This window comes from Pseudoxanthomonas sp. Root65 (genome assembly GCF_001427635.1).
Taxonomy (GTDB): domain Bacteria; phylum Pseudomonadota; class Gammaproteobacteria; order Xanthomonadales; family Xanthomonadaceae; genus Pseudoxanthomonas_A.
In genome coordinates this window covers 112549-139092 of the sequence record NZ_LMHA01000001.1, presented here as the reverse complement: position 1 = coordinate 139092, position 26544 = coordinate 112549, and the positions used below count along the sequence as shown (strand labels likewise).

Here is a 26544-nt window from a genome sequence, read left to right as displayed (position 1 = left end):
GGGGGTAGGGCCGTGACGCCGCGCACGCGGTGCGTCAGTTCGCCCACGGGCGATGGAACGCGGGCTTGGCCGCGCGCACGCCGGGCATCGAACGCAGCGCGTCGAGCAGTTCCGCGTCCACGCGCACGGCCTTCTGGCCGTTGAGGTCCAGCATGCCGGCGATGGCCGAGGTGCCGGTGGCCATCAGCAGGTCCAGGCGCAGCGGCGTGCCGCCGGGACGGTGCCGCGACAGCAGGGCATCGACCCGTTCCCACAAGCCCGGCACGCGCAGGTCCAGCCGCAGCTGCAGGCGGTGCGCGTGCTGCTGGCAGAGCTGGGCGTAATCCCACACCTGGCGGATGCGCAGGCTGTAGCCGCCGCTGAATTCGTCCTCGCGCAGGCCACCCTTGATGACCAGCACGCGGTCGCGCGTCATCAGCGCCCCGAACTCGGCCAGCGCATCGGAGAACGCGCTGCATTCGATGCGGCCGCGGCCGTCCTCCAGTTGCACGAAGACCTGGCTGTCGCCCTTACGGCGGATGCCGACCACCTGGCCTGCGACGATCGCGTTGACCTCCGGTCGCCAACCCTTCTTGTCGCCGCCGGAGGAGCTGGACCAGATACGGTCGAGTTCGCTCAGGTCGTTGCCGACCAGCGAGCGCAGGTCGTCGCGGTACGGGTCCATCGGATGGCCACTGAGGTAGTGACCCAGCGTCTCGCGCTCGCCATGCAGCACCTGCATCAGCGGCCATTCGTCCGTATCCGGCAGTTCCACATGGATGTCGTCGCCGCCGTTGCTGGAGCCGAACATGTCGACGATGCCCGCATTGCGGTTCTTGCTGATCTGGTCGATGGCCTTCAGCACCTCCGGCAGCTGCAGCGCCAGCGAGGCGCGGTTGCGGCCAAGCGCGTCGAGCGCGCCGGCGTTGATCAGCGCTTCCAGTGCGCGCTTGTTGAGCTTGGACGAGTCGACCCGCTTGCAGAAATCGAACAGGTCGCGGAAGTCGCCGCCTTCCCTGCGCGCCTCGACGATGCTCTCGCACACGCCCTGACCGACGCCCTTCACTGCGCCCAGGCCGTAGCGGACGGTATTGGCATCCGTGGCCACGAACATGAAGTCCGAATGGTTCACGTCCGGCGGCCGCACGTTTAGGCCCAGGCCGCGCGCTTCGTCGAGGAAGCCGACCACCTTCTCGGTCTTGTCCATGTCGGACGACAGCGTGGCGGCCATGAACTCGGCCGGGTAGTGCTTCTTCAGCCAGGCCGTCTGGTAGGCGACCAGCGAGTACGCGGCGGCGTGCGACTTGTTGAAGCCGTAGCCGGCAAACTTCTCCATCAGGTCGAAGATTTCGTCGGCCTTGCGCTCGTCCACGCCACCCTTGGCGGCGCCCTCGCGGAAGATCTCGCGGTGCTTGGCCATTTCGGCCGGCACCTTCTTGCCCATCGCGCGGCGCAGCAGGTCGGCGCCGCCCAGCGAGTAGCCGCCGACGATCTGCGCCATCTGCATGACCTGCTCCTGGTAGACCATGATGCCGTAGGTCTCTTCCAGCATGGTCCGCGTGCGCGGGTCGGGATACTCGAATTCCTCGCGGCCGTGCTTGCGCTCGACGAACGACGGAATCATGTCCATCGGGCCGGGGCGGTAAAGCGCGTTCAGCGCGATCAGGTCCTCGAAGCGGTCGGGCTTGGCTTCCTTCAGCGCACGCCGCATGCCGGTGGATTCGAACTGGAACACCGAGCCGGTGTTGCCGTTGGCGAATACGTCGCGGTACACGCTGGCATCGTCCAGCGGGATGGTGGTGATGTCCACCGGCGGTACGCCGGCGCGCGCGTGGCGTTCGTTGATCGCCTTCACCGCCCAGTCGATGATGGTCAGTGTGCGCAGGCCGAGGAAGTCGAACTTCACCAGGCCGACGGCTTCCACGTCGTCCTTGTCGAACTGGGTGACCGGATTCTTGCCGCGGCCGCCTTCGTCGTGTTCGGCGAACAGCGGGCAGAAGTCCGACAGCGGCGAGGGCGCGATGACCACGCCGCCGGCGTGCTTGCCGGCGTTGCGGGTGAGGTCTTCGAGCTGGCGCGCCAGGTCGATCAGGTCGCGGACGTCGTCCTCGTCGCGGTAGCGGTCGATCAGCTCCTGCGAGGCGGCCTCGCTGCTGCCTTCGCCCATCGCGTCCTTCAGCGAGACGCCCAGGATGTTGGGGATCAGCTTGGCCACGCCGTCGACCAGGCCGTACGGGAAGCCCAGCACGCGGCCGGCATCGCGCACCACCGCCTTGGCCGCCATCGTGCCGTAGGTGATGATCTGGCTGACGCGGTCGCGGCCGTACTTGCGCGCGACGTAGTCGATCACCTCGTCGCGCCGGTCCATGCAGAAATCGATGTCGAAGTCGGGCATCGACACGCGTTCCGGGTTGAGGAAGCGCTCGAACAGCAGCCCGTACGGCAGCGGGTCCAGGTCGGTGATCTGCAGCGCCCACGCCACCAGCGAGCCGGCACCGGAACCGCGGCCGGGACCGATCGGGATGCCGTGGTTCTTGCCCCACTGGATGAAGTCGGCCACGATCAGGAAGTAGCCAGGGAAGCCCATCTTGCAGATGGTGTCCAGCTCGAAATCCAGCCGCTGCTCGTAATCCTCGCGGGTATGGCCCGGCGCCAGCGGATTCTTTTCAAGCCGCGCCTTCAGGCCGTCGTGCGACTGGCGGCGGATCCAGCTGTCCAGCGTCTCGTCGTCGGGCACCGGATAGGCGGGCAGGAAGTACGTGCCCAGCCGCATCTCGATGTTGCAGCGCTGCGCCAGCGCCAGCGTGTTGTCGATCGCGTCCGGCACGTCGGCGAACAGCGCCGCCATCTGTTCGCCCGACTTCATGTACTGCTCGGCGCTGTACTCCTTCGGACGCTTGGGATCGTCCAGCACACGACCGGAGGCGATGCAGACGCGCGCCTCGTGCGCGTCGAAGTCGTCCGGCGACAGGAAGCGCACGTCGTTGCTGGCGATCACCGGCAGCCCGCGCGCGCCGGCGGCATGCAGGGCGAAGGCGTTGAACGCTTCTTCGCCGTCGCGCTGCGTGCGGGTCAGTTCCAGGTGCAGGTCGTCGCCGAAAGCGCGTTGCCAGTCGGCCAGATGCTGTTCGGCCAGGTCGTGGCGACCGGTCAGCGCGAGGCGTCCGGCCAGGCTCTGGCGGCCCATGATCGCGAACAGGCCCTGGTGGTCGGTGCGCAGCCACTCCGGGTCGATGGCGACGCCGTCGGTGCGATGGCCCTCCAGCCAGGCGCGCGACAGCACGCGCGACAGCGACAGGTAGCCTTCGCGGTCACGGCACAGCAGCGTCACCGGCCACGGGGCTTCGTTGCCCTCGGCGACCATCACGTCGGCGCCGGCGATGGGCTTGATGCCGACCCCTTCGGCGGCCTTGTAGAACTTCACCAGCGCGAACAGGTTGTTGCGGTCGGTGACCGCCAGCGCGGGCATGCCCAGTTCCACCGCCCGGCTCAGCAGGTTGGCCTGTTTGGCCTTCTTCGGGTCGGCATGATCCGGTTTCTCGGGCACGCGGATGATCGAATCCGCGAGCGAAAACTCGGTGTGCAGGTGGAGGTGGACGAAACGGGAAGACATGCCGGCTCGGGGTACTGTCGGGGCAGCGTACCGGCGGGGGTGGGGTGCGGCAAGGCTTGACATTCCGGCGTCGCGGAACGGACCTGTCGGGACGAAAAAAAAGCCGCCCGGGGAAAGGCGGCATTGGGGAAACCCGAGGGCTCGGGGTGGGGTGGGCGCGACGGCATGGGCCGCGCCATGAGTCAGTGGATACGGAACATCGGCACCGCTTCGGGGGCGTAACTGCCCAGCCGGACCTGCCGCAGGTGCGATTCCAGCGCGGCTTCGGCCATGCGGGCGGCTTCCCAGTCGGCGCGGGTGTACTGCAGCGCTTCGGGCGGGCATCCGCGCAGCTGCGCTTCGAGGTTCCGCAGGCGGCGGAAGTCGAGGTAGCGCGCTGTTTCGTCGGCGACCAGCAGCCAGGTGGCTTCGTCGAGGGCGCCGCCGCCGGGCGCACTCAGCAGCGCCAGCGCCTGCTGCAGGGGCTGGCGCAGGACGGAGGCCTGCGACCAGTCGCGGTCAGCCAGCAGGCTGCGCAGCAGCTGCACGCGCGCGTCGTCGAAGGGAGGTGGGACGGTGGACGGGGAGGGGATGACGGTGTTCAGCAGTGGCATGGCGCACCTCGTGGGGGAAGAGGGCTCCCGTGCGGGATCGGGCGCGGGATGCAGGGCCATGGTGCCCGTGCGGCACAAGCGGCGCGCCTGCTGGAAGCCATCGTGACCATGGGCACCGTGCCGATGGTCATCCGCCGCGTCAGCGCCGGTCGAGCACCTTGCGTACGGGCGCAAAACTGCGGCGGTGATGCGCACAGGGGCCATGCGCCGCCAGTGCGGACAGATGCGCGGGCGTGGGATATCCCTTGTGCACGTCGAACCCGTACTGCGGAAACGCCGCGTGCAGTCGCACCATCAGGCGATCGCGCGACACTTTCGCCAGGATCGAGGCGGCCATGATCGCCGGCTCGATGGCATCGCCGCCGACCAGCGTCTCCGCCATGCAGTCGAGTCCCTTCGGCGCGCGGTTGCCGTCGATCCGCACCAGCTCCGGAAACGGCTGCAACGCCATGACGGCACGACGCATGCCTTCCAGCGTGGCCTGCAGGATGTTGAGGCGGTCGATCTCGTCGGGCTCGACGAACACGACGTGCCAGGCGAGCGCGCGCTCCTGGATCAGTGGAAACAGCGCCTCACGCTTCGCCTCGCTGAGTTGCTTGGAGTCGTTCAAACCGTCGATGGGGCGCGATGCGTCCAGGATCACCGCTCCGACGGCGACCGGGCCGGCGAGAGGGCCGCGCCCTGCTTCGTCCACACCGGCAACGAGGCGGACGACAGGATCGGGGAACAGCGACGCCGAGGTCATCGCGGCGCGCCTTCTGTAGGAGCGACGTGAGTCGCGACCGCGCAAAGGATGTGCACGCGGCGACGAGTTGGGACGCGAACGCGAAGTTCCGGAGCAGACGAAGAAGGATTGACGTGCATGGCGTGCCGTCGCGACTTACGTCGCTCCTACAGAAGCCGAGACCAGCTCCGCCACCGCATCGGCGGCGCTCGCCGAGGCATCCTGGCGCAACTGCTCATGCAGCCGCCGGTAGGTCGGTTGCAGGGCCGCAGCGGCCTCCGGCTCGCGGAACCAGTGGAGGACAGCCGCCGACAGAAGTTCCGGCGTGCAGTCGTCCTGCATCAGCTCAGGCGCGATGTCTTCGCCGGCCAGCACGTTCGGCAGCGCGTAACGCTCCACCTTCAGCATCCCCAGGCCCTTGACGATGCGGTAGGTCAGCGGCGCGATGCGGTAGCCCACCACCATCGGCCGCTTGCACAGCATGGCTTCCAGCGTCGCCGTGCCCGAGGCGAGCAGCACCACATCGCTGGCGATCATCGCCTCGCGCGCGCGGCCATCCAGCAGGTGCCAGGCCGCATCGGCACCGTGGGCAGCGAACTGCGATGCCAGCGCCTGGCGGCAGGCGGCATTGGCGGCGGGCACCACGATCTGCAGTCCGGGCATCTGTGCAGCCACGCGGCTTGCCGCGTCGAAAAAGGCCGGCGCCAGCCGGCCGATCTCGCCGAGCCGGCTGCCGGGCAGTACGGCGAGTATCGGTGCATCGGCTGCCAGTCCAAGCGCCATGCGAGCCGCTGCACGATCCGGTTGCAAGGGAATCTCGTCCGCCATCGGATGGCCGACGAAGCGCGCATCGGTGCCATGCTTGGCATAGATCGGCGGTTCCATCGGGAACAGGCAGAGCACGCGGTCGGCGCTGTGGCCGATCTTTTCGGCGCGCTTCTCGCGCCATGCCCAGACCGACGGACTGACGTAGTGCACGGTGCGCACGCCGCGCGCTTTCAGCCAGCGCTCGATCCCCAGGTTGAAGTCGGGCGCATCGATGCCGACGTAGACGTCGGGCTTCCAGTCCAGCACGCGCTGGCGGAACGCCTTGCGCAGGCGTAGCAGCCGCGGCAGGTGGCGCAGCACTTCGGCCAGGCCCATCACGGCCAGTTCGTTCGCCTCGAACCACGTGTCGCAGCCCGCGGCACGCATCGCATCGCCGCCGATGCCGGCGAATTCGGCGTGGGGGAACCGCGCACGCAGCGCAGCAATCAATCCTGCGCCGAGGCCATCACCGGACGCCTCGCCGGCGCACAGCGCGATGCGTACACCACGGTTGGCGGGAATCGGGAAGGGGGAATGACTGAGGGAGGAGGCGAGGGGCGCGGACGGAGAGCCGGCCTGCCCGTTCCCGAATCCCGAATCCCGATTCCCGGCACTCACCGCTGCAACGGCCGGTCGCCGCTTTCGATGAACTGCAGCAGCGCCTTCACGTCATCGCTGGCCTGCGCCTGTTCGGCCAACTGCTGCTTGGCTTCCGCCAGCGGCAGGCCGGCGACGTACAGCGTGCGGTAGGCGCGCTTGATGGCGGCGATGCGGTCGGCGTCGAAGCCGCGCCGCTTGAGGCCTTCGCTGTTGATGCCGCGCGGCCGGCCGGCCGCGTCGCCGGCGACCATGGTGAACGGCGGCACGTCGCCGCTCAGCAGCACACCCATGCCGATGAACGCATGCGCGCCCACGCGGCAGAACTGGTGCACGCCGGCGAAACCGCTCATGATCACCCAGTCCTCCACGGTCACGTGGCCGGCCAGCGTGGAGTTGTTGGAGAACACGCAGTGGTTGCCGACGATGCAGTCGTGCGCCACGTGCGTGTAGGCGAGCAGCATGTTGTCGCTGCCCACGCGGGTGATGCCGCCACCGCTGCCGGTGCCGCGGTTGAGAGTGACGAACTCGCGCACCTGGTTGCGGTCGCCGATGACCAGTTCGACGCGCTCGCCCTTGAACTTCTTGTCCTGCGGATCGCCGCCGATGGCGGCATGGCCGACGAACACGTTGTCGCGTCCGATGCGCGTGGGGCCGGTGACCGTGCAGTGCGGACCGATCACCGTGCCGTCACCGATCTCGACCTCCGGCCCGACATAGGCGAACGGCCCGACGCGCACGCCTTCGCCCAGCACCGCACCGGGGTCGACGACCGCGCTGGGATGGATGGCGGTGGGGGCGCTCATCTCAGCGGGTGTCCTCGGCGCACAGCACGTCGGCGCAGGCGACCTGCTCGCCATTGACCGAGGCTACGCCGGTGTAGAAGGCCATGTTGCGGATCAGGCGCTTCAGCGTGACGTCCAGGTCCAGGCGGTCGCCGGGCACCACCATGCGGGTGAAGCGCGCGTTCTCCACCTTCACCATGTAGAACATGCGGCCTGCGGTATCGCCCTGGTGCGACAGCTGGGTCAGCAGGCCGCCGGCCTGCGCCAGCGCCTCGATGATTAGCACGCCCGGCATGATCGGACGGTCCGGGAAGTGGCCGGTGAAGAACGGCTCGTTCTGGGTGATGTTCTTGTAGGCCAGCACGCGCTTGTCCTTCTCGAACTCCACCACGCGGTCCACCAGCAGGAACGGGTAGCGGTGCGGCAGCAGCTTGCGGATGGTGGCCGCGTCGACGGGCAGTTGCAGGTCCAGGGTCATCAGGTTTCCTTGTCGGCCGCCAGCACGCGTCGTGCCAAGGCGTCCAGTTGCTTGAAGCGGGCGGCGTTCTTGCGCCAGGTACGGTTGTCGGTCAGCGGTGTGCCGCTGGAATACTCGCCGGGCTCGGTGATCGAGCTGGTCACCAGCGACATGGCGGTGATCACCACGCGGTCGCAGATCTCCAGGTGGCCCAGCACCCCGGCGGCGCCACCGATCAGGCAGTAGCGGCCGATGCGCGCACTGCCGGCGGCGGCGCTGCAGCCGGCCATCGCCGTGTGCGCGCCGATGCGCACGTTGTGGCCGATCTGGATCTGGTTGTCGAGGCGGACGTCTTCTTCCAGCACCGTGTCGTCCAGCGCGCCGCGGTCGATGGTCGTGTTGGCGCCGATCTCGCAGTCGTCGCCGATCACCACGCCACCCAGCTGCGGCACCTTGATCCAGTGGCCGCTGTCCATCGCCAGGCCGAAGCCGTCGGCGCCGATCACGGCCCCCGGATGCACCAGCACGCGCTGGCCCAGCCGCACGCGCGTGACCAGGGTGACGCGCGCGACCAGTTCGCAGCCCTCGCCGACCACGCAATCGTCGCCGATCACGCAGCCCGGCCCGAGCACGCTGCCCTCGCCGATGACGCTGCGTGCCCCCACCATGACGAACGGGCCCACATGGGCGCCTGGCGCGACGCGCGCGCTCGGATCGATGACAGCGCTCGGGTGGATGCCGGCTTCGCGGAGCGGCTTGCGTTCGAACAGCGCCGCCATCTTGGCGAACGCGGTGTAGGGATCCTTCGCGACCAGCACGGCGCCGGTCGCATCGGCGGCATCCTCGGCGCGCAGCACCACCAGGCTGGCGCGACTGTCCGCCAGCTGGGCGCGGTAGCGGCTGTTGGCGAGGAAGGCGAGCTGCCCCGGTTCGGCACGCGCCAGCGTGGCCACGCCGTCGATGCGCAGGCCTGCATCGCCGCGCAGGTCCAGGCCGAAGCGGTCGGCGAGTTCGCCGGAGGTGAAGGAAGGAGGGGTCATAGGCCGCGTAGTTTAGCCCCTGACGTTCCAGAACCGCTTCCACGGGGGCGTATGGTGGACAGCAGAAGGGGGGCTTCCGCCCCCCTTCTTGCCACCCGGGTCGCGCAGCGCTGCGGTCAGAAACCGCCGCCGAAGGTGAACTGCAGGCGTTCGACCTCGTCGTCGTCTTCCTTCTTGAGCGGGAAGGCGTAGCTGATCGAGATCGGGCCGACCGGCGCGCGCCACAGCAACGCCACGCCCGCAGACGCGCGCAGCTCGCCGGCGTCGAAGTTGTCCACGCCGTCGAACACGTTGCCGAAGTCGAAGAACGCAGAGACGCGGGCCGCGTTGGAATCGAACAGCTTCGGGAAGATCAACTCCACCGACCCGGTGGTCTTCAGCGAGCCGCCCAGCGGCTGGCCGCGGAAGCCGGAGATGACTTCCGAGCGCGGACCCAGCGTGTTGTCGCGGAAGCCGCGCACCGAGCGCGTGCCACCGGCATAGAAGTTCTCGAAGAACGGCAGGCCGGTGGCCACCAGCGTCCGGTCCAGCGTGCCGCCGTCGGCGCAGGTGCCATCCGCCGAAGGTGTGGTGGGCGGCTGGCCGGGGATCTGCGGATCGGAGCCGTTCACTCGGCAGATGTAGCGGTAGATGTCCGAGCCGTAGCTGTCGCCGTAGCCGAGTTCGGCACGGGTGTTCAGCACGAACGCCGGGCTGAGCGACCAGTACTTGGAGAACTCGTAGTTGAGCTTGTAGTACTGCACGGTGGAGCCGGGCAGCGCGACCTCGGCGGAGACGCGCTGGTAGGTGCCGCCGGTCGGCATGAAGTAGTCGTTGCGGGTGTCGCGCGCCCAGCCCACTTCGGCACGCCAGGCGTGGAACGTGCGCTGGCCGACGGCATCGATGTAATCGATGATCGTCTGCGGCGTGGAGCCGCCGAAGGTCAGGATCTCGTTGCTGTCGACGCCGAACAGCAGCGAGACGGTATCGTTCTCGGTGATCGGCAGGCCCAGGATGCCCTGCGCGGCCGCGCTGGTGGTGGAGTACTGGGCGGTGTTGAAGTCCGAGTAGTCGAACTCGCGCCACCACAGGTTGTAGCCCAGCGACATGCCTTCGTCGGTGAAGAACGGATTGGTGTACGAGAACGAATAGCGCTGCAGGTAATCGCTGCGCTGCGCTTCGACCGACACGCGGTTGCCGCCGCCCAGGAAGTTGTTCTGCGACAGCTGGATCGACGTGGTCAGGCCCGACAGCTGCGAGTAGCCCAGGCCGAACACGAAGCTGCCCGAGGTGGTTTCCTTGACGTTGAAGACCACGTCGACCTGGTCGTTGGTGCCGGGGACCGGCGTGGTTTCCACGTCGACCGTCTCGAAATAGCCCAGACGGCGCAGACGCACCCGCGAGCGGTCCACGGCGACCTGCGAGAACCAGCTGCCCTCGAACTGGCGCATCTCGCGGCGCAGGACCTCGTCGGAGGTGCGCGTGTTGCCCTTGAACAGGATGCGGCGCACGTTGACGCGCGGACCCGGCACCACCTGCAGGTTGATCGCGACGGTGCGGTTCTCGCGGTCGACCGTGGGGATCGGGTTGACCTGCGCGAAGGCGTGGCCGATGTTGCCGAGCGTGGCGGTGATCGAGTCGGCCGTCATTTCCAGCAGGATGCGCGAGAACGTCTGCTCCGGCTTAACGATCACCAGCTTCTCGATCTCTTCCTTCGGCAGCACCGTGTCGCCGGTGACCTTGACGTCGGAAATCTTGTACTGCTCGCCTTCGGTGATGCCCGCGGTGATGAACATGTCGCGCTTGTCGGGACTGATCGACACCTGGGTGGAGTCGATGTTGAAGTCCACGTAGCCGCGGTCGAGGTACCAGGAATTCAGGCGCTCCATGTCGCCGGAGAGCTTTTCCTTCGAGTACTGGTCGTCGCGGCGGTACCACGACAGCCAGCTGGATTCCTTGGACTCCCAGTTCTCCAGCAGGTCTTCGGTCTCGAACTTCTCGGCACCGACGACATTGACGTGCTTGATCTTGGCGGCCTTGCCTTCCTTGACCGCGATGGTGACGTCCACGCGGTTGCGGTCCAGCGGGCTGACGGTGGGCGTGATCTCGACGTTGTACTTGCCGCGGTTGTTGTACTGGCGCACCAGTTCCTGCGTCACCCGGTCCAGGCTGAGGCGGTCGAAGGTCTCGCCCTCGGCCAGGCCGATGTCCTTCAGGCCGGACATCAGGTCTTCGGTCTTGATGTCCTTGTTGCCGGTCAGGGTCAGCTTGTTGATCGCCGGGCGCTCGGTGACCGTGACCACGAGGATGTCGCCCTGGCGGTCGAGCTTCACGTCCTCGAAGAAGCCGGTCTTGTACAGCGCGCGGATGGATTCGCCCACGCTGGCCGGCGTGACGACGTCACCGCGCTCGATCGGCAGGTAGGTGAGGGCGGTACCCGTCGAGATGCGCTGCAGGCCATCGATGCGGATGTCGGTCGCTGTGAACGAGGCGTTGCTCAGCGGCGCGGCGGCCACGGGCGCGGCAGCGGGTTCCGTCGTCTGGGCCAGTGCCGGCATGGCGATGGCCGAAGCCAGGGCGAGGGCAAGCAGGCGGCGGGAAGGCAGTCGCGTCATCATTACATCCGGTTGGGGTGGTTCCTGCAGCGCAGGAGTGGACCGCAGGGCAGCGGTCCGGGGTGTCGCAAGGGGAGGGGCGGCCACCTTGGAGCGGGCCGGCCCGTGGAAGTTCAGGGGCATCAGGTCACCAGACGCGTCATCAGACGCAGGATGTCGTTGTAGAACGCCAGTCCCATCAGGCCCGCCAGTGCCGCCAGGCCCACGTATTGTCCGGCCACCATGTGGCGCTCGCTCAAGGGGCTGCCCTTGACCAATTCGATAAGGTAATACAGCAGGTGGCCGCCGTCCAAGACGGGGATCGGCAGCAGGTTGATGATGGCCAGGCTCAGGGACATCGCCGCCAGGAACCAGAGGAACCAGTCCGGCCCCCGCTGGGCCGAGACATTGGCGACCTGGGCGATGGTGATCGGGCCGGACACGTTCTTCAGCGAGGCATCGCCGGTCAGCATGCGGCGGATCATGCCCAGCGAGTCCGAGGTCAGCTTGCCGGTCTCGCGCAGGGCGGCCGGGACTGCGGCCAGCGGGCCGAAGTGGAGCTGGGCGTCGTAGGCCGGCATCTGGATCTTGTCGGGGGGAGCCAGGCCCAGCGCCCAGTAGTGACCCTTGCCGGCCTCGGGGTGCTGGGTCCAGCGCGGCGCCAGTTCGAAGGCGAGCCGCTCGCCGGCACGGTCCACCTCGACCATGGCTGCGCCGCCGCGCTTGCCCAGCGCATCGACCTGGCGGGCGATGTCGTCGAACCCGTGCACCCGCTGGCCGTCCACGGCGGTCACCGTGTCGCCGACCTTCAGCACGCCATCGGCGACCGAGTCGGGCGTGACCTTGCCGATGACCGCCGGCGTGACCCAGTGCTGCCAGACCAGCCCGCTGAGGCCGATGGCGTTCTCCTGGTCAAAGCCGGCCGGCAGCCGGGACAGCGCCAGGGTGCGGGTCACGATCGCGCCCGACGCGGTCTCGACCTGCACGGGCAGGTCGTCGCCATCGATCGCGGCCTTGGTCAGCACAATGGAGGCATCGGTCCAGGTGTCGATCGCGCGGTCGCCGACCCGGACGATGCGGTCGCCGCGCTGGAAACCGGCATCGGCGGCGATACCCGAGACGCTGCCCAGCGTGGCCGAGTAGTCCTGCTTGCCGATCACGAACATCGCCCACAGCAGGATTACGCACAGCAGGATGTTCGCCAGCGGGCCGGCCGCGACCACGGCGATGCGCTGCCAGACGGACTTGCGGTTGAAGGCCTCGTCTAGTTGCGCCGCCGGGACCTCGCCCTCGGCCTCGTCCAGCATCTTCACGTAGCCCCCCAACGGGATGGCGGCGACCGCAAACTCGGTGCCATGGCGGTCGCGGCGCGACCACAGCGGCTTGCCGAAGCCCACCGAAAAGCGCAGCACCTTCACGCCACAGCGGCGCGCCACCCAGTAGTGGCCGAATTCGTGGAACGTGACCAGCACGCCCAGCGCCACGATCATCCACAAGATTGAGCCCAGCACTTCACTCATCGGATGTCGGCGCTCATGCGGAGAGGTGGCTTGCGAGATTGCGCGTGGTCAGCCGGCGTGCCTCGGCGTCGGCTGCCAGCAGCACGTCCAGCGAATCCGCCGGCGCCGCGGGCAGCGCGGTGAGGGCATCCTCGACCAGCGCGGGGATGGATAGGAAACCGATCTGGCCCTGAAGAAAGGCTGAAACTGCGACTTCGTTCGCAGCGTTCAGCACGGCCGGCGCGGTTCCGCCCGCGGCCATGGCGTCCCAGGCCAACTGCAGGCAGGGGAAGGCGTCGGTGTCCGGCGCCTCGAAATCCAGTCGCGCGTGCTTCAGCAGGTCCAGTCCGCCCACGCCCGAGCCGATCCGTTCCGGCCACCCCAGGCCGACCGCCAGCGAGGTGCGCATGTCGGGCAGGCCGAGCTGCGCCAGCGTGGAGCCGTCGACGAATTCCACCAGCGAATGCACCAGGCTCTGCGGATGCACCAGCACGTCCAGCCGTTCGCGGCCGACGCCGAACAGATGGTGGGCTTCGATCAGCTCCAGCCCCTTGTTCATCAGCGTGGCCGAATCCACAGAGATCTTCGGACCCATCGACCATTTGGGGTGGGCGACGGCCTGCTCGCGCGTGACCTGCGCCAGGTCGGCCCGGCTGCAACCGCGGAACGGACCGCCCGACGCGGTCAGCACGATGCGGCTGACGTCGGCCTGAGCCTGTCGTGAACGCAGGCACTGGAAGATGGCGTTGTGTTCGCTGTCGATCGGGATGATCTCGGCGCCTGCGGCGTCGGCGGCGGCGGTCACCAGCTCGCCGGCGAGCACCAGCGACTCCTTGTTGGCCAGCAGCAGGCGCTTGCCCGCGCGCGCGGCGGCCAGCGTGGACGACAGCCCGGCGGCCCCGACGATGGCGGCCACCACGATGTCGCATTCCGGCGCCGCCACCAGCGTGTCGAGTGCGGCCATGCCGGCATGGGCACGCGTGGGCAGGCCGGCCTCGGACAGGCCGTCGCGCAGCCGCGCATACAGGGCTTCGTCGGCAATCACGGCATCCGCGGGGCGATGCGCGACGCACAGGGCGAGCAGTGCCTCCACGTTGCCCCCGGCCGCCAGCACGCTGGCGCGATAGCGATCCGGATGGCGCGCGATGACGTCCAGCGCCGACGCGCCAATCGAGCCCGTCGCGCCCAGGACCGCCACGTTGCGGAGAGCAGGCGCGGTCATGCTCAGAATCCGAAGACTTCCTTGCCCAACACGAAGATGGGCAGGGCGGCCAGCACGCCGTCGATGCGGTCGAGCACGCCGCCGTGGCCCGGGATCAGGTCGCCCGAGTCCTTGGCGCCGACATGCCGCTTCAACAGGCTCTCGAACAGATCGCCCACCACCGAGAACAGCACCGTGAACACGGCCACCACCAGCACACCGGGGAGCTGGCCGGCGCCGGCACCCGCGATCAACCCGCCAACGGCGGCCACCAGCATGCCGGCAGCCAGGCCGCCCAGCAGGCCTTCCAGGGTCTTGTTGGGACTGATCCGCGGGGCCAGCTTGCGGCCCTTGAACCAGCGCCCGCCGAAGTGTCGCCCCGCGAAGTAGGCACCGCTGTCGGCGGCCCACACGATGGCCAGCGCGACGAACAGCCAGGCGGGCCCGTTGGGCTCGTTGTTGTTGTAATGGATCAGCCCCAGCGCGCACCAGGCCGGCACCACCGCGAGCGTTCCCGCCGCCAGCTTGAACACGCGGGCCCAGGTCTCGTGGTCGGACGCGAAGCTGAAGAAACGCAGCCACAGCAGCGCGAGCAGCCACCAGACCACCCCGGCCAGCGCCATCAGGCGCAGCGGCACCAGGTCGGTGGCATCGCCGGAGCCGCGCGATGCCCACACCAGGGCCACCATCACCAGCAGGTTGGCGGTCAGCAGCACCGTGCGCTGCAGGGTATCGTCGATTTCGGCGAGCTTGAACCATTCCCACAGCCCGACCAGGAACACCAGCGCCGCCAGCATCGCCAACCAGCTCGTGGGCAGCAGCAGGATGGCGCCGATGGCGAACGGCGCCATGACGAGCGCGGCGATGACACGGGTACGGGTCGCGCTCATGCGGGGCTCGCTTTCATGCGGGGCTGTGCTCGGTGGCGCTGCCGGTGACTTGGGCGCTGGTCAGGCCGAAGCGGCGCTCGCGCTGCGCGAAGTCGTCCAGCGCGCGCTGCAGCAGCGTGGCATCCAGGTCGGGCCACAGCACGTCGGTGAACCAGAGTTCGGTGTACGCCAGCTGCCACAGCAGGAAATTGCTGATGCGGTGGTCGCCGCCGGTACGGATGAACAGATCGGGCGGCGGCAGGTCGGCCAGCGCGACGTGCGCGCCAAGCGCGGCTTCGTCGATGTCCTCCGGCCGCAGTCGGCCGGCGGCGACCTCTGCCGCCAGCGCGCGCGCTGCCTGCGCGATGTCCTGGCGTCCGCCGTAACTGGCGGCGATGACCAGGTGCAGGCGCAGGTTGTCTCGGGTCAGCGCCTCGGCGGCGTCCATGCGTGCGCGGATGTCGGGCGAGAACCGCGTGCGGTCGCCGATGAAGCGTACCCGCACCTGGCGCCGGTGCAGTTCGTCGACCTCGCGGTCCAGCGCGTTGAGGAACAGCTTCATCAGCGCGCCGACTTCCTCCTCGGGCCGGCCCCAGTTCTCGCTGGAGAACGCGAACAGGGTCAGCGCGCCGATGCCGCGCTCCAGGCAGAAGTCGATGCAGGTGTTGACCGCGCGCGCGCCGGCGCGGTGGCCGATCACGCGGGGGCGGCGACGGCGTTCGGCCCAGCGCCCGTTGCCGTCCATGATGACGGCCAGGTGGCGGGGCGCGGACGCGGGAACGGCAGGGGACATGGCAGTCCTCAGACCGCCATCAGTTCCTGCTCCTTGGCCTTGACCACGTCATCGACGTCCTTGATGGACTTGTCGGTGAGCTTCTGGATCTCTTCTTCGGTCCGGCGCTCTTCGTCTTCGGTGATCTGCTTGTCCTTCAGCAGGTCTTTGACCTGCTGGTTGGCATCGCGACGGATGTTGCGGATGGCGACCTTGGCATCCTCGCCTTCGCCATGGACCACCTTGGACAGTTCCTTGCGGCGCTCCTCGGTGAGGGCGGGCAGGTTCAGGCGGATGGTGGTGCCGGCGGTGTTCGGGGTCAGGCCCAGGTCGGAGGCCAGGATGGCCTTCTCGACCGCGCCGACGATCTGCTTTTCCCACGGGGTGATGGTCAGCGAACGGGAGTCGGACACCGACACTGTCGCCACCTGGCTCAGCGGCACGTCGGAGCCGTAGTAGTTGACCTTCAGGTGCTCGACCAGGGCCGTCGACGCGCGGCCGGTGCGGACCTTCACCAGCGTGTGGCGGAGCGCCTCGATGCTCTTGGTCATGCGCGCCTGCGCGTCTTTCTTGATGTCGTTGAGCATCGCCCTTTCCGTTGCAAAGCCTGTAAACGACCGATTATAGGGCGATTCGGGGCCGTTGCCGACCTTCGGCGGACCGTTCAGTGCGAATGATGCGGCGCCGCATCGTGCCGGTCGTGGCCGCAGCCGGTCCCGCGTTCGATCTGCAGGGTGGCGTGATTGACGCCGAAGCGGTCGTCCAGCGCGTGCACGGTGGCATCGAGGAAGGCGTCGTGGTCGTCCTCCCGCGCGCGCACCAGGTGCGCGGTCAGGGCGATCTCGTTGGCGCCCAGCGGCCAGATGTGCAGGTGATGCACCGCGGACACGCCGGGCTGGTCCTGCAGGAATGCGCGGACTTCCTCCGGATCCACGCTGCCGGGCACGGCGTCCATCGCGGCGTCGAAACTGTCCCGCAGCAATCCCCACGAGCCCACGGCCACCACCACCGCGATCAGCAGCGCCGTGGCCGGGTCCAGCCATGCCCAGCCCAGCGTGGCCATGCCGATGCCGGCCAGCACGGCAGCCAGCGACACGGCGGCGTCGGCCAGCAGGTGGAGGAAGGCTCCGCGCATGTTGAGGTCGTGCGCATGGCCGTCCTTCACCAGCCAGGCGGCGCCCAGGTTGACCAGGATGCCCAGCGAGGCGATCACGATGACGGGCGTGGCGGGGATCTCGGGCGGCGCGCTGAAGCGCCGGAAGGCCTCCCAACCCAACGCGCCGGAAAAGACCATCAGCAGCACGGCGTTGGCCAGTGGCGACAGCAGGGTGGCGCGACGCCAGCCGTAGGTGTGCCGGCCGCGCGGTGGCCTGCCGGCGAGGGCGGCCGCGCCCCAGGCCAGCGCGAGGCCCAGCACGTCGCCCAGGTTGTGCAGCGCGTCCGACAGCAGCGCCAGCGAATTGGTGTGGAAGCCGTAGCCCGCCTCGACGACGGTATAGGCCAGGTTGATCAGCGTGACCCACGCGAACGTGCGCGTCGCCGATGCCTGCGGATGCGCATGCGCGCCGTGGCCGTGGTGGTGTCCGTGTCCCATCGCGGGCTAGGGTGCCTGTGGCAGTAGGCGAACACTATTACAGGGCGAAAGCGGGCACACGAAACCCCTGTCGCCTAACGACCGTCTGTAGACGCGGGCCATGCCCGCGATGCTTTTCCGCACCCTGATCGAACAGCGTCGCCCCGCGATATCCCGTCAGGGCGTGGACGGCCCCTCGGCGGGAGAAGGCGCGTCTTGCGTCAGCCGCGGCCTTTCACCAGCGTGCCCACGTGTTCGCCACGCAGGATGCGCATCAGGTTGCCGGGCACCGACAGGTCGTAGATGCGCAGCGGCACGTCGCTGTCGCGGCACAGCGCGAACGCGGCCGTGTCCATCACCTGCAGATCGCGGGCGAGCACCTCGTCGTAGGTCAGCTGGTCGAAGCGGACCGCGTCGGCGTGCTTGCTGGGATCCTTGTCGTAGACGCCGTCCACCTTGGTCGCCTTCAGCAGCAGGTCCGCGCCGATCTCGATGGCGCGCAGGGCGGCGCCGGAGTCGGTGGTGAAGAACGGGTTGCCGGTGCCTGCCGCGAAGATCGCGATGCGGCCCTTTTCCAGATGGCGGATGGCGCGGCGGCGGATGTAGTCCTCGCACACGTCGTTGATCTTGATCGCGCTCATCACGCGGCACTTGGCGCCGAGCTTTTCCAGCGCGTCCTGCATGGCCAGTGCGTTGATGACCGTGGCCAGCATGCCCATCTGGTCGCCGGTGACGCGGTCCATGCCGCCGGCCGCCAGGCCGGCGCCGCGGAAGATGTTGCCGCCGCCGATCACCAGGCCCACCTCGGCCCCGGCGTCGCGCGCCTCGATGATCTCGCGGGCGATGCGGGTGATGACGGCCGGGTCGATGCCGTAATCCTCGGCCCCCATCAGCGCCTCGCCGGACAGTTTGAGCAGGATGCGGCGATAGGCAAGGGGAGCGGGCATGGGGGGTCTCGGCGTGGGGGCAAACGCGGCAATTCTAGCCGAGCGCGCCGCCTCAGTCGCCGGGTTCGTAGATCGCGTAGAGCTTGCGCGCGGCTTCCAGCACGTCCCACGTGCCGCTGAAACCGGCCGGCACTACGAAGCTCTGGCCGGCCTCCAGCACCACCACCTCATCGCCGGCGTCATCGCGCAGGCGCACACGGCCGCTGAGCAGGTGGCAGAACTCGTGCTCGGTGTAGTGCACGCGCCAGGCGCCCACGTCGCCCTCCCAGACGCCGCAATGGAACCGCGCGTCCTGCGACGAGTAGGCGTTGCCGACCGCCTGCGTCGGCTGTCCGGCCACCAGGCGATAGGCGGCGACCGGCGCGCGCGTGGCGGCGTCGGGCGTGTGTGGCACGGGAACGATGCGCGGCATGGGCGGGACCTCGGGTCGGGGCCGCTATCATGGCCGTCCCCATCGGCAGCCATCAAGGAACGGTCATGAGCGTGCGCACCCTGCAGGAATTCCTCGCCTCCTCCCGCGAAAAGGACGCCAGCCCGGAAGCCTTCGAGCTGGAAAGCCCGCACTTGCTCGAAGTCCGGTTGAACGGACTGGTCTGGGCCAAGGCCGGCGCGATGGTGGCGCGCAAGGGGGCGGTGAAGTTCACCCGCCAGGGTGTGCTGGAACAGGGCCTGGGCAACCTGCTGAAGAAGGCGGTCAGCGGCGAGGGCATGCAGCTGATGAAGATCGAAGGCCAGGGCCGCGTCTACCTGGCCGACGCCGGTAAGCGGATCACGCTGCTGCGGCTGGCCGGCGAGGCCATCTTCGTCAACGGCAACGACGTGCTGGCGACCGAGTCGGGCATCGAAAGCCGCATCACGATGATGCGCAAGGTCGCCGGCATGCTGTCGGGCGGCCTGTTCAACGTGCGCCTGAGCGGGCATGGCATCGTCGCCATCACCTCGCACTACGAGCCGCTGACGCTGCCGGTGAATGCACAGACCGGGCCGGTGTTCACCGATCCGAACGCCACCGTGGCGTGGTCGGGCGGCCTGACGCCGGAAATCATCACCGACATTTCGCTGGGCACGCTGCTGGGCCGTGGATCCGGCGAAAGCATCCAGCTGCGGTTCGCGGGCGACGGCTGGGTGGTCGTGCAGCCGTACGAAGAAGTCGCGCTGCAACCGCGGCAGTAACCGCCGCGCAGGTCAGGTGCCGACGGCACCCGCCGAGACGCGGTTGCGGCCTTGCCGCTTGGCGCCATACAGGGCTTCGTCGGCGGCCCGCAGCAGGTCGTCGACGTGGCGGAACTGTTCCAGCGCGCCCTGCGTGGCCAGGCCGGCGGAGAACGTGATGTGCAGCGGCTGGCCGTTGACGTGGGCCATGGCGGCGCCAGCGACCTCGGACAGGATGCGGCGCACCACGTGGACCGCGGCGTCTTCGTTGATGCCCGGCAGCACGACCAGGAATTCCTCGCCGCCATAGCGGGCCACGACGTCGCTGCTGCGCACATGCCGCATCAGCGACTTGGCGAAATTGCGCAGCACTTCGTCGCCGACCAGGTGGCCCCAGCGGTCGTTGACCTGCTTGAAATCGTCCAGGTCGATGAAGGCGATCGACAGCGGCCAGCCGTGGCGGGTGGCGGCGTCGAATTCCTTCTCCAGCACTTCTTCCAGCTGGCTGCGGTTGTAGGCGCCGGTCAGGGGATCGCGGCGGACTTCTTCGGCCAGGCGGCGCGCGCGGTCCTCGTGTTCGTCGGCGTCCTTGCGCGCGCGTGCGGCCTCCTGGATCTCGCGCAGGTTGCGCACCACCAGCAGCTCGCGCGCCTGGTCCAGCAGCGCCTGGATGCGCGCGGGCGGCGCGGGCGGGACGTCGAACATCGCGCATACCTCGGGCAGTGCGGCGATCATGTCCTCGGTCAGCGCCAGGAAAGCGGCGTAGTCCATGCCCAGCCGCGTGGCGACCTGTAGGGCGGCCTTGCGATGGGCCTCTTCGGTGCGCGCTTCGTCGGTGCCGGCGATCCAGATGTCGGCGACGTGGCCGGACACCGCGACGCAGGCATTGAAGGTGGTGTCCGACGCGGGCGCCTCGCTTTCCAGGATCGCTTCGCGCAGCAGGGCCGGCAGGTTCCACTGCCGCGCCAGCCAGCCGCCCACCGCGGCGTGGTCGCAGCCCAGCCACTCGCGTTCGGCCGCGAGCAGGGCGGCATTGTCCTGGGTGCGCTCGACCAGGTGCGCATACTCGTCGCCCAGCACTTCCAGCAGGGCCAGCATGCCGATGTCCTGCAGCAGGCCGGCCAGCATCAGTTCCTCGGCCTTGCGCATGCCGGCGTGCTGGCCCAGCAGGCGGCAGGCCAGCGCGGCGATCACGCTGCGGCGCCAGACGCGCTCCTGCGCGGCCGGATGGGTGCCGGTGCCGCAGCGCGCCAGCGAAAATCCCAGCGCCAGTGTCAGCGTGGCGTTCAGGCCGAGCACGGTCAGCGCCTGCGACAGGTTCTCGACCCGCCGACGGCTGGCGTAGAGCGGGGAATTGGCGATGCGCAGCATGCGCGCGCTCAGGGCGGCGTCCAGGCCGATCGTATCGGCGGCGGTCGCCATCACCACCTCGGGATCCTGCGCCAGTTCGATGATGCGCAATGCCACGCCCGGCGGGCTTGGCAGGTTGCGGCAATTCGACAACTGGGATTCGAGTTCGGGACGCATCCGAGGGCGGTACGCAGGAAGTGGGCGGGCAGGATGCCAGCAAGGCGTGACGGAGTGTCAGCTTTGTAGAAAGTTTCGGCGCGGAGAGCGCGAACTTTAATGAGCGGCGACGAACGGTCGCGGCAGGTGCATCGCCTTGTTGCGTCGCATGCGGTGCCGGAAACAGGAAAGCCGCGGTTTCCCGCGGCTTTCCCGGTGCAGCGCAGGGCGCGTTGGCTTACGCCAGGCCGGCCTGTTTCATCACTTCGGCGGCGTAGTCTTCGACCACCTTCTCGATGCCTTCGCCGACCACCAGGCGCTGGAAGCCGACCACGTCGGCGCCGGCGGCCTTGACCACCTGCTCGACCGACTTGTCGCTGTCCAGCACGTACGGCTGGCCGTACAGGGTGACTTCGTTGACGATCTTGTTGATCTTGCCGGAGATGATCTTCTCCAGGATGTCGGCCGGCTTGGCCTTGTCCTTGTCGGACATCTTGGCCAGCTCGATTTCCTTCTCCTTCGCCACGAACTCGGCCGGCACGTCGGAAGCCTTGTTGTGCGGGGGGTTCATCGCGGCGATGTGCATCGCCAGGCCGCGGGCCAGTTCGGCGTCGCCGCCCTTGACCTCGACCAGCACGCCGATCTTGCCACCGTGCACGTACGCGGCCACGTTGTGGGCGCTGTCGATGGCGACCAGGCGACGGATCTGCATGTTCTCGCCCAGCTTGGCGATGGCGGCGGCGCGGGCTTCCTCGACGGTCTCGCCCGAGGCCAGCTTGGCGCTCTTCAGCGCTTCCACATCGGCGGCGCCGGACGTCAGCGCGGCCTGCGCGATGGCGTCGGTGAAGGCGATGAAGTTGGCGTCCTTGGCGACAAAGTCGGTCTCGGAGTTGATCTCGACCAGCACGGCCTTGCCGCCGTCCTGGGCCACGGCCACGCGGCCTTCGGCGGTGACGCGGTCGGCCTTCTTGTCGGCCTTGGCCAGGCCCGACTTGCGCAGCCACTCGGCGGCGGCGTCGATGTCGGCGTTGTTCTCGGTGAGCGCCTTCTTGCACTCCATCATGCCGGCGCCGGTGCGCTCGCGCAGTTCCTTGACCAGGGAAGCGGTGATTTCCACGGGATTACCTCTATTTGGATTGGCAGAGCCCCTCTCCCATCGGGAGAGGAGTTGGGGCGAGGGTGCGGCGGAGTCGCGATGCATGCAGCGTCGACGTGCTCCGTACCCTCATCCGCCCTTCGGGCACCTTCTCCCGATGGGAGAAGGCGGAACATGGGCCGCCGCGCAGCATGGCGCGGCGGCATTGCAGCCGGATTACTCGGCGGCGGCTTCGTCGGACTTCTTGCCGGCGGCCTTCTTGGCCGGGGCGCGACGCGCACCCTTGTCGTCGCCGCCTTCGGCGAACTCGTCCTCGCGCACGGTGGCGGCGTTCGGCTGGGCGGCCTTGCCTTCCAGCACGGCGTCGGCGGCGGCACGGGCGTACAGCTGCACGGCACGGATGGCGTCGTCGTTGCCGGGGATGGCGTAGTCGACCAGGGCCGGGTCGTAGTTCGAGTCGACCACCGCGATCACCGGGATGCCGAGCTTCTTGGCTTCCTTGATGGCGATGTCTTCATGGCCGATGTCGATGACGAACAGGGCGTCCGGCAGGCGGTTCATTTCCTTGATGCCGCCCAGCGAGGCCAGCAGCTTCTCGCGCTCGCGGCGCAGGCCCAGCACTTCGTGCTTGACCAGCTTCTCGAACGTGCCGTCGGTTTCGGCGGCTTCCAGTTCCTTCAGGCGGGCAACCGACTTCTTCACGGTGGCGAAGTTGGTCAGCGTGCCGCCCAGCCAGCGCTGGGTCATGAACGGCATGCCGCAACGCTCGGCTTCTTCCTTCACGGCCTCGCGCGCGCTGCGCTTGGTGCCCAGGAACAGGATGGTGCCGCGCTTCTGCGCGACGCCCGAGATGAAGTTCATCGCGTCGTTGAACAGCGGAACGGTCTTCTCGAGGTTGATGATGTGGATCTTGCCGCGGGCACCGAAGATGTACGGCGCCATCTTGGGGTTCCAGTAGCGGGTCTGGTGGCCGAAATGGACGCCGGCTTCCAGCATCTGGCGCATGGTGACTTGGGGCATTGCAGTGACTCCATCGAATGGGAACCCACCGTCCGGGTCAATGGAGGACGGCGCCGGTGAGGGCGGGGTTCCGGGGTTGGGCCTCCCTGCGGCTTCCGTGTCCGAACCCTTCAGCGAAGGGCACCCCGGCACGGGTTGGGGCAGCAGGTGTGGATTCGTCGGTGTCGCCCGACGTGGGCGGTCCGGCCGGGAGGACCCGGGCACGAAGCCGCGGGAGTATAGCGGTCCTGCCCACCCTGCCGCAAACCGGGCCTGCCCGGCCGGACCGGGCGCCGGGTCCGGGCCGTTCAGCCCGGGCGCCAAATGGGGGATAATCGGCCAATGGCCATCCAGCTCAAGACCCCCGAAGACCTCGCCCAGATGCGCATCGCCGGCCGCCTGGCCGCCGAAGTGCTGCAGGTGGTCGCCCCGCACGTGAAGCCGGGTGTGACCACCGCCGAACTGGACCGCATCTGCCACGATCACATCGTCAACGTGCAGAAGGCGATCCCCGCCAACGTGGGCTACAAGGGCTTCCCGGCCACCGTCTGCACCTCGGTCAACAACGTCATCTGCCACGGCATCCCCAGCGAGGCGAAGGTGCTGAAGGACGGCGACATCCTCAACATCGACGTCACCGTCATCAAGGACGGCTGGCACGGCGACACCAGCCGCATGTACCTGGTCGGTACGCCGTCGGTGATGGCGAAGCGGCTGGTGGACACGACCCGCGAGGCGATGTTCCGCGGCATCCGCGCGGTGAAGCCGGGCGCCACCCTGGGCGATGTGGGCCATGCGATCCAGCAGTACGCCGAGGCCGAGCGCTTCAGCGTGGTGCGCGAGTACTGCGGTCACGGTATCGGCAAGGTCTACCACGACGAGCCGCAGGTGCTGCATTACGGCCGTCCCGGCGACGGCGTGGTGCTGAAGCCGGGCATGACCTTCACCATCGAGCCGATGATCAACGAAGGCGCGCGCCACACCCGGGTGCTGCCCGACGGCTGGACCGTGGTGACCAAGGACCGCAAGCTGTCCGCGCAGTGGGAGCACACCGTGGCGGTGACCGAGGACGGCGTCGAGATCCTGACCCGCGTGCCGGGCGACGACAACGACCTGTGAGCGCCACGACAGCCGCGAACGGACAGGCGACGCGGCTTCCGGATATCGGCCCGGACGTCGCCGATGATGCGGACTGGGCGGCGGCGGCGCGCGCGTCGCTGGCCAACACCGACGCACGGCTGGACAAGCGCTTCGACCAGGACGACGGCATGGACCGCATCCTCGCGCTGCGCGCGCGGGCGGTCGACCACCTGCTGAAGGACGCGTGGCTGCGCTGCATCCCGGCCGACGCGCCGATGGCGCTGTTCGCGGTGGGCGGCTACGGCCGCGGCGAACTGTTCCCGCATTCCGACGTCGATGTGCTGGTGCTGGCGGCGCCGGACGTGCAGCAGGCCCATCACGGCGCGGTGGCGCGGCTGTTCGCCCTGCTGTGGGATGCGGGGCTGCCGATCAGCCACAGCGTGCGTTCGGCGGGCCAGTGCACGGCGGCCGCGGCGGCCGACCAGAGCGTGCTGACCGCGCTGATCGAGGAACGGCTGATCGTCGGCGAGCCGGTCGACGAAGCCCTGCTGATCGACGCCATCGGCGCGACGCGGGTCTGGCCGCCGCGGGATTTCTTCGTCGCCAAGCGCGAGGAACTGCGCATCCGCCATGCGCGGTTCGGCGACACCTCGGACAACCTGGAACCCAACATCAAGGAAGGCCCCGGCGGCCTGCGCGATCTGCACACGCTGGGCTGGATGGCGCTGCGCACGTTCGGCGTGCGCGACCTGGAAGCGCTGGTCGGCCTGGGCCACCTGGGGCATGACGAAGCCGCTGCGCTGGCGCGCGAACGGCGTGCACTGGGGCGTCTGCGCTACGGCCTGCACCGGGTGGCGAACCGGCCCGAAGAGCGCCTGCGGTTCGACTACCAGAAGACGCTGGCGCAACGGCTGGGCTTCGCCGACGACGCCGAGAGCCTGGGTGTCGAGAAGATGATGCAGGGCTTCTACCGCAGCGCGGCCATCGTGCGGCGGATCAGCGACCGCCTGCTGCAGCGCTTCGAGGAGCAGTTCGACGGCGAAGCGCTGGCCGAACCGCTCGATGACCAGTTCGCCTCGCGCCGCGGCTATCTGGCCGCCCGCCACGGCGACTGGCCGGCGAACGATGTCGGTCAGGTGTTCGCGCTGTTCGCGGTCTGGGCGGCCCATCCGCAGATGCGCGGCCTGCATTCGCGCACCGCGCGCGCGCTGGCCGAATCGCTGCCCAAGCTCTCGCCGTATCCCGATGCCACGCATGCGCAGCGCGATGCCTTCATGGCCCTGTTGCGCGGTCCGCGTGCGGTGGAAACCCTCACCCGCATGGCACGCCTGGGGGTGCTGGGGCAGTGGATCCCGGCATTCGCGCGGGTATCCGGGCGCATGCAGTTCGACCTGTTCCATGTCTACACCGTCGACCAGCACACGTTGATGGTGCTGCGGAACATCGCCGCGTTCGCCGGCGGCCGTGCCGATGAGCGCTTCTCCATCGCGCATGAGGTGTGGCCGCGCCTGCGCAAGCCGGAACTGCTGCTGCTGGCCGGTCTGTTCCACGACATCGCCAAGGGCCGCGGCGGCGACCATTCGGAACTGGGTGCGGTGGATGCGCGCGAGTTCTGCGCCGCGCATGCGCTCAGCGAGGGCGACACCGCGCTGGTGGCCTGGTTGGTGGAACAGCACCTGCGCATGTCGGTGACGGCGCAGAAGCAGGACATCGCCGACCCCGAGGTCATCCACCGCTTCGCCGCCCTGGTGGGCGATCGCGAGCGTCTCGACTATCTGTACCTGCTGACGTGCGCGGATATCGCCGGCACCAGCCCCAAACTGTGGAACGCGTGGAAGGACCGCCTGCTGGCCGACCTCTATTTCGCCGCGCGCCGCGTGTTGCGCGAGGGGCTGGAGAATCCGGTGGCGGTCGAGGAGCGACTCGACGAGGCGCGCGGCAGCGTGCGCGCGCTGCTGGAACTGCAAGGCATGACGGCCGCGCAGGCCGACGCGCTGTTCACGGCGATGCCGGAGGAAAGCTTCCTGCGTTTCCGCCCGGAACAACTGGCTTGGCAAGCGCAGGCCATCCGCGGTGCCGCCCCTGGTGAAACGCGGGTGCGTGCACGGCGCATCGCCGACGATGCCGATGCCATCGAGGTGTTCGTGCATTCGCCCGACCGTGATGGCCTGTTCGCCGCCATCCTCGCCACCCTCGACCGCATGGGCTTCGCCATCCATCAGGCGCGCGTGCTGGTCGGCCCGCAGGGCGCGATCTTCGATACGTTCGAACTGTTGCCGGCCGATACCTATGCGCCGCGCGACCCGGACGAGATCGCACGCACGCTCGACGCGGCGCTGTCACGACCGCTCGACAGCGTGCGCACCTCGCGCCGCGCCGTGCCGCGCCAGCTCAGGCATTTCCGGTTCGCGCCCCGTATCGAGTTCGGCACCACGCCCGACGGGCGGCGCACCATCCTCGGCCTGGTCGCCCCCGACCGTCCCGGCCTGCTGTCGGACGTGGCCCAGGTGCTGCGCCGGCAGGGCCTGCGCGTGCACGATGCGCGCATCGCCACCTTCGGCGAACGCGCGGAGGACGTGTTCCAGATCACCGACGAACACGACCAGCCACTGACCGACCCCTCCCTGCAGGACGCGCTGCGCGATGCGCTGCGCGCCGGCCTCGACACTCCCCCCTGATCAG

General features: G+C 68.7%; 22 protein-coding genes. 3 read left to right on the top strand and 19 right to left on the bottom strand.

Annotation, left to right across the window (positions count from 1 at the left end):
• Nucleotides 1-34: 34 nt before the first annotated feature.
• From dnaE to ASD77_RS00475, 16 genes are all read right to left on the bottom strand, one after another.
• Nucleotides 35-3592 carry a DNA polymerase III subunit alpha gene (dnaE, locus tag ASD77_RS00550; protein ID WP_055935843.1) on the bottom strand — a complete coding sequence of 1186 codons (3558 nt, stop codon included), beginning with the start codon at nt 3590-3592 and terminating at the stop codon, nt 35-37.
• 182 nt (nt 3593-3774) lie between these two features.
• Nucleotides 3775-4185 carry a hypothetical protein gene (locus ASD77_RS00545; protein WP_055935841.1) on the bottom strand — a complete coding sequence of 137 codons (411 nt, stop codon included), beginning with the start codon at nt 4183-4185 and terminating at the stop codon, nt 3775-3777.
• A 139-nt stretch (nt 4186-4324) separates the two neighbouring features.
• Nucleotides 4325-4930, bottom strand: coding sequence for a ribonuclease HII (gene rnhB / locus ASD77_RS00540; RefSeq protein ID WP_055935838.1), 606 nt, complete (start codon nt 4928-4930; stop codon nt 4325-4327).
• Between the two features lie 135 nt (nt 4931-5065).
• Nucleotides 5066-6334: a lipid-A-disaccharide synthase gene (lpxB, locus tag ASD77_RS00535; protein WP_082563047.1), complete on the bottom strand. Its 1269-nt coding sequence runs from the start codon at nt 6332-6334 to the stop codon at nt 5066-5068.
• On the bottom strand, nt 6331-7119 hold the full coding sequence (lpxA, locus tag ASD77_RS00530; protein WP_055935835.1) for an acyl-ACP--UDP-N-acetylglucosamine O-acyltransferase: 789 nt from the start codon (nt 7117-7119) through the stop codon (nt 6331-6333). Before lpxA ends, lpxB begins: the two co-directional genes overlap by 4 nt.
• A gap of 1 nt (nt 7120) precedes the next feature.
• Nucleotides 7121-7576, bottom strand: coding sequence for a 3-hydroxyacyl-ACP dehydratase FabZ (gene fabZ / locus ASD77_RS00525; protein WP_055935832.1), 456 nt, complete (start codon nt 7574-7576; stop codon nt 7121-7123).
• On the bottom strand, nt 7576-8595 hold the full coding sequence (gene lpxD / locus ASD77_RS00520; RefSeq protein ID WP_055935828.1) for a UDP-3-O-(3-hydroxymyristoyl)glucosamine N-acyltransferase: 1020 nt from the start codon (nt 8593-8595) through the stop codon (nt 7576-7578). Before lpxD ends, fabZ begins: the two co-directional genes overlap by 1 nt.
• Nucleotides 8596-8711: 116 nt before the next feature.
• Nucleotides 8712-11189 (bottom strand): outer membrane protein assembly factor BamA, encoded by a 2478-nt coding sequence (gene bamA / locus ASD77_RS00515; RefSeq protein ID WP_055940775.1) that lies wholly within the window; start codon nt 11187-11189, stop codon nt 8712-8714.
• Between the two features lie 122 nt (nt 11190-11311).
• Complete coding sequence (gene rseP, locus ASD77_RS00510; RefSeq protein ID WP_055935825.1) at nt 11312-12688, bottom strand: RIP metalloprotease RseP; 1377 nt, start codon at nt 12686-12688, stop codon at nt 11312-11314.
• A gap of 13 nt (nt 12689-12701) precedes the next feature.
• A complete protein-coding gene (locus ASD77_RS00505) occupies nt 12702-13889 on the bottom strand; it encodes a 1-deoxy-D-xylulose-5-phosphate reductoisomerase (RefSeq protein ID WP_055935822.1) in 1188 nt (395 codons plus the stop codon).
• 2 nt (nt 13890-13891) lie between these two features.
• A complete protein-coding gene (locus ASD77_RS00500; protein WP_055935820.1) occupies nt 13892-14758 on the bottom strand; it encodes a phosphatidate cytidylyltransferase in 867 nt (288 codons plus the stop codon).
• Between the two features lie 13 nt (nt 14759-14771).
• Entirely contained in the window at nt 14772-15530 is a 759-nt protein-coding gene (gene uppS / locus ASD77_RS00495) for a polyprenyl diphosphate synthase (protein ID WP_055935817.1), read from the bottom strand.
• A gap of 8 nt (nt 15531-15538) precedes the next feature.
• Nucleotides 15539-16096 (bottom strand): ribosome recycling factor, encoded by a 558-nt coding sequence (gene frr, locus ASD77_RS00490; RefSeq protein ID WP_055935814.1) that lies wholly within the window; start codon nt 16094-16096, stop codon nt 15539-15541.
• Between the two features lie 77 nt (nt 16097-16173).
• Nucleotides 16174-17103, bottom strand: a complete 930-nt coding sequence (locus ASD77_RS00485; protein WP_055935810.1) for a cation diffusion facilitator family transporter — start codon at nt 17101-17103, stop codon at nt 16174-16176.
• Nucleotides 17104-17303: 200 nt separating this feature from the next.
• Nucleotides 17304-18029: a UMP kinase gene (gene pyrH, locus ASD77_RS00480; RefSeq protein ID WP_055935806.1), complete on the bottom strand. Its 726-nt coding sequence runs from the start codon at nt 18027-18029 to the stop codon at nt 17304-17306.
• Between the two features lie 52 nt (nt 18030-18081).
• On the bottom strand, nt 18082-18423 hold the full coding sequence (locus ASD77_RS00475; protein ID WP_235578441.1) for a cupin domain-containing protein: 342 nt from the start codon (nt 18421-18423) through the stop codon (nt 18082-18084).
• Between the two features lie 83 nt (nt 18424-18506).
• Between ASD77_RS00475 and ASD77_RS00470 the strand changes: the two genes are divergently transcribed.
• Nucleotides 18507-19202 (top strand): AIM24 family protein, encoded by a 696-nt coding sequence (locus ASD77_RS00470; protein ID WP_055935800.1) that lies wholly within the window; start codon nt 18507-18509, stop codon nt 19200-19202.
• Nucleotides 19203-19214: 12 nt separating this feature from the next.
• Here ASD77_RS00470 and ASD77_RS00465 read toward each other — a convergent pair whose 3' ends face one another.
• The 3 genes from ASD77_RS00465 to rpsB all read right to left on the bottom strand — a co-directional run bounded on the left by ASD77_RS00465 (nt 19215) and on the right by rpsB (nt 22803).
• A complete protein-coding gene (locus ASD77_RS00465) occupies nt 19215-20708 on the bottom strand; it encodes a GGDEF domain-containing protein (RefSeq protein WP_055935797.1) in 1494 nt (497 codons plus the stop codon).
• Between the two features lie 217 nt (nt 20709-20925).
• A complete protein-coding gene (gene tsf / locus ASD77_RS00460) occupies nt 20926-21804 on the bottom strand; it encodes a translation elongation factor Ts (RefSeq protein ID WP_055935794.1) in 879 nt (292 codons plus the stop codon).
• Between the two features lie 195 nt (nt 21805-21999).
• Complete coding sequence (gene rpsB / locus ASD77_RS00455; RefSeq protein ID WP_055935790.1) at nt 22000-22803, bottom strand: 30S ribosomal protein S2; 804 nt, start codon at nt 22801-22803, stop codon at nt 22000-22002.
• A gap of 321 nt (nt 22804-23124) precedes the next feature.
• On the opposite strand from rpsB, the gene map reads away from it, so the two are divergent.
• Together map and glnD are read left to right on the top strand one after the other, a co-directional pair.
• Nucleotides 23125-23901, top strand: a complete 777-nt coding sequence (gene map / locus ASD77_RS00450) for a type I methionyl aminopeptidase (protein ID WP_055935787.1) — start codon at nt 23125-23127, stop codon at nt 23899-23901.
• 44 nt (nt 23902-23945) lie between these two features.
• A complete protein-coding gene (glnD, locus tag ASD77_RS00445) occupies nt 23946-26540 on the top strand; it encodes a [protein-PII] uridylyltransferase (protein WP_200947375.1) in 2595 nt (864 codons plus the stop codon).
• The last annotated feature ends 4 nt before the right edge of the window (nt 26541-26544 follow it).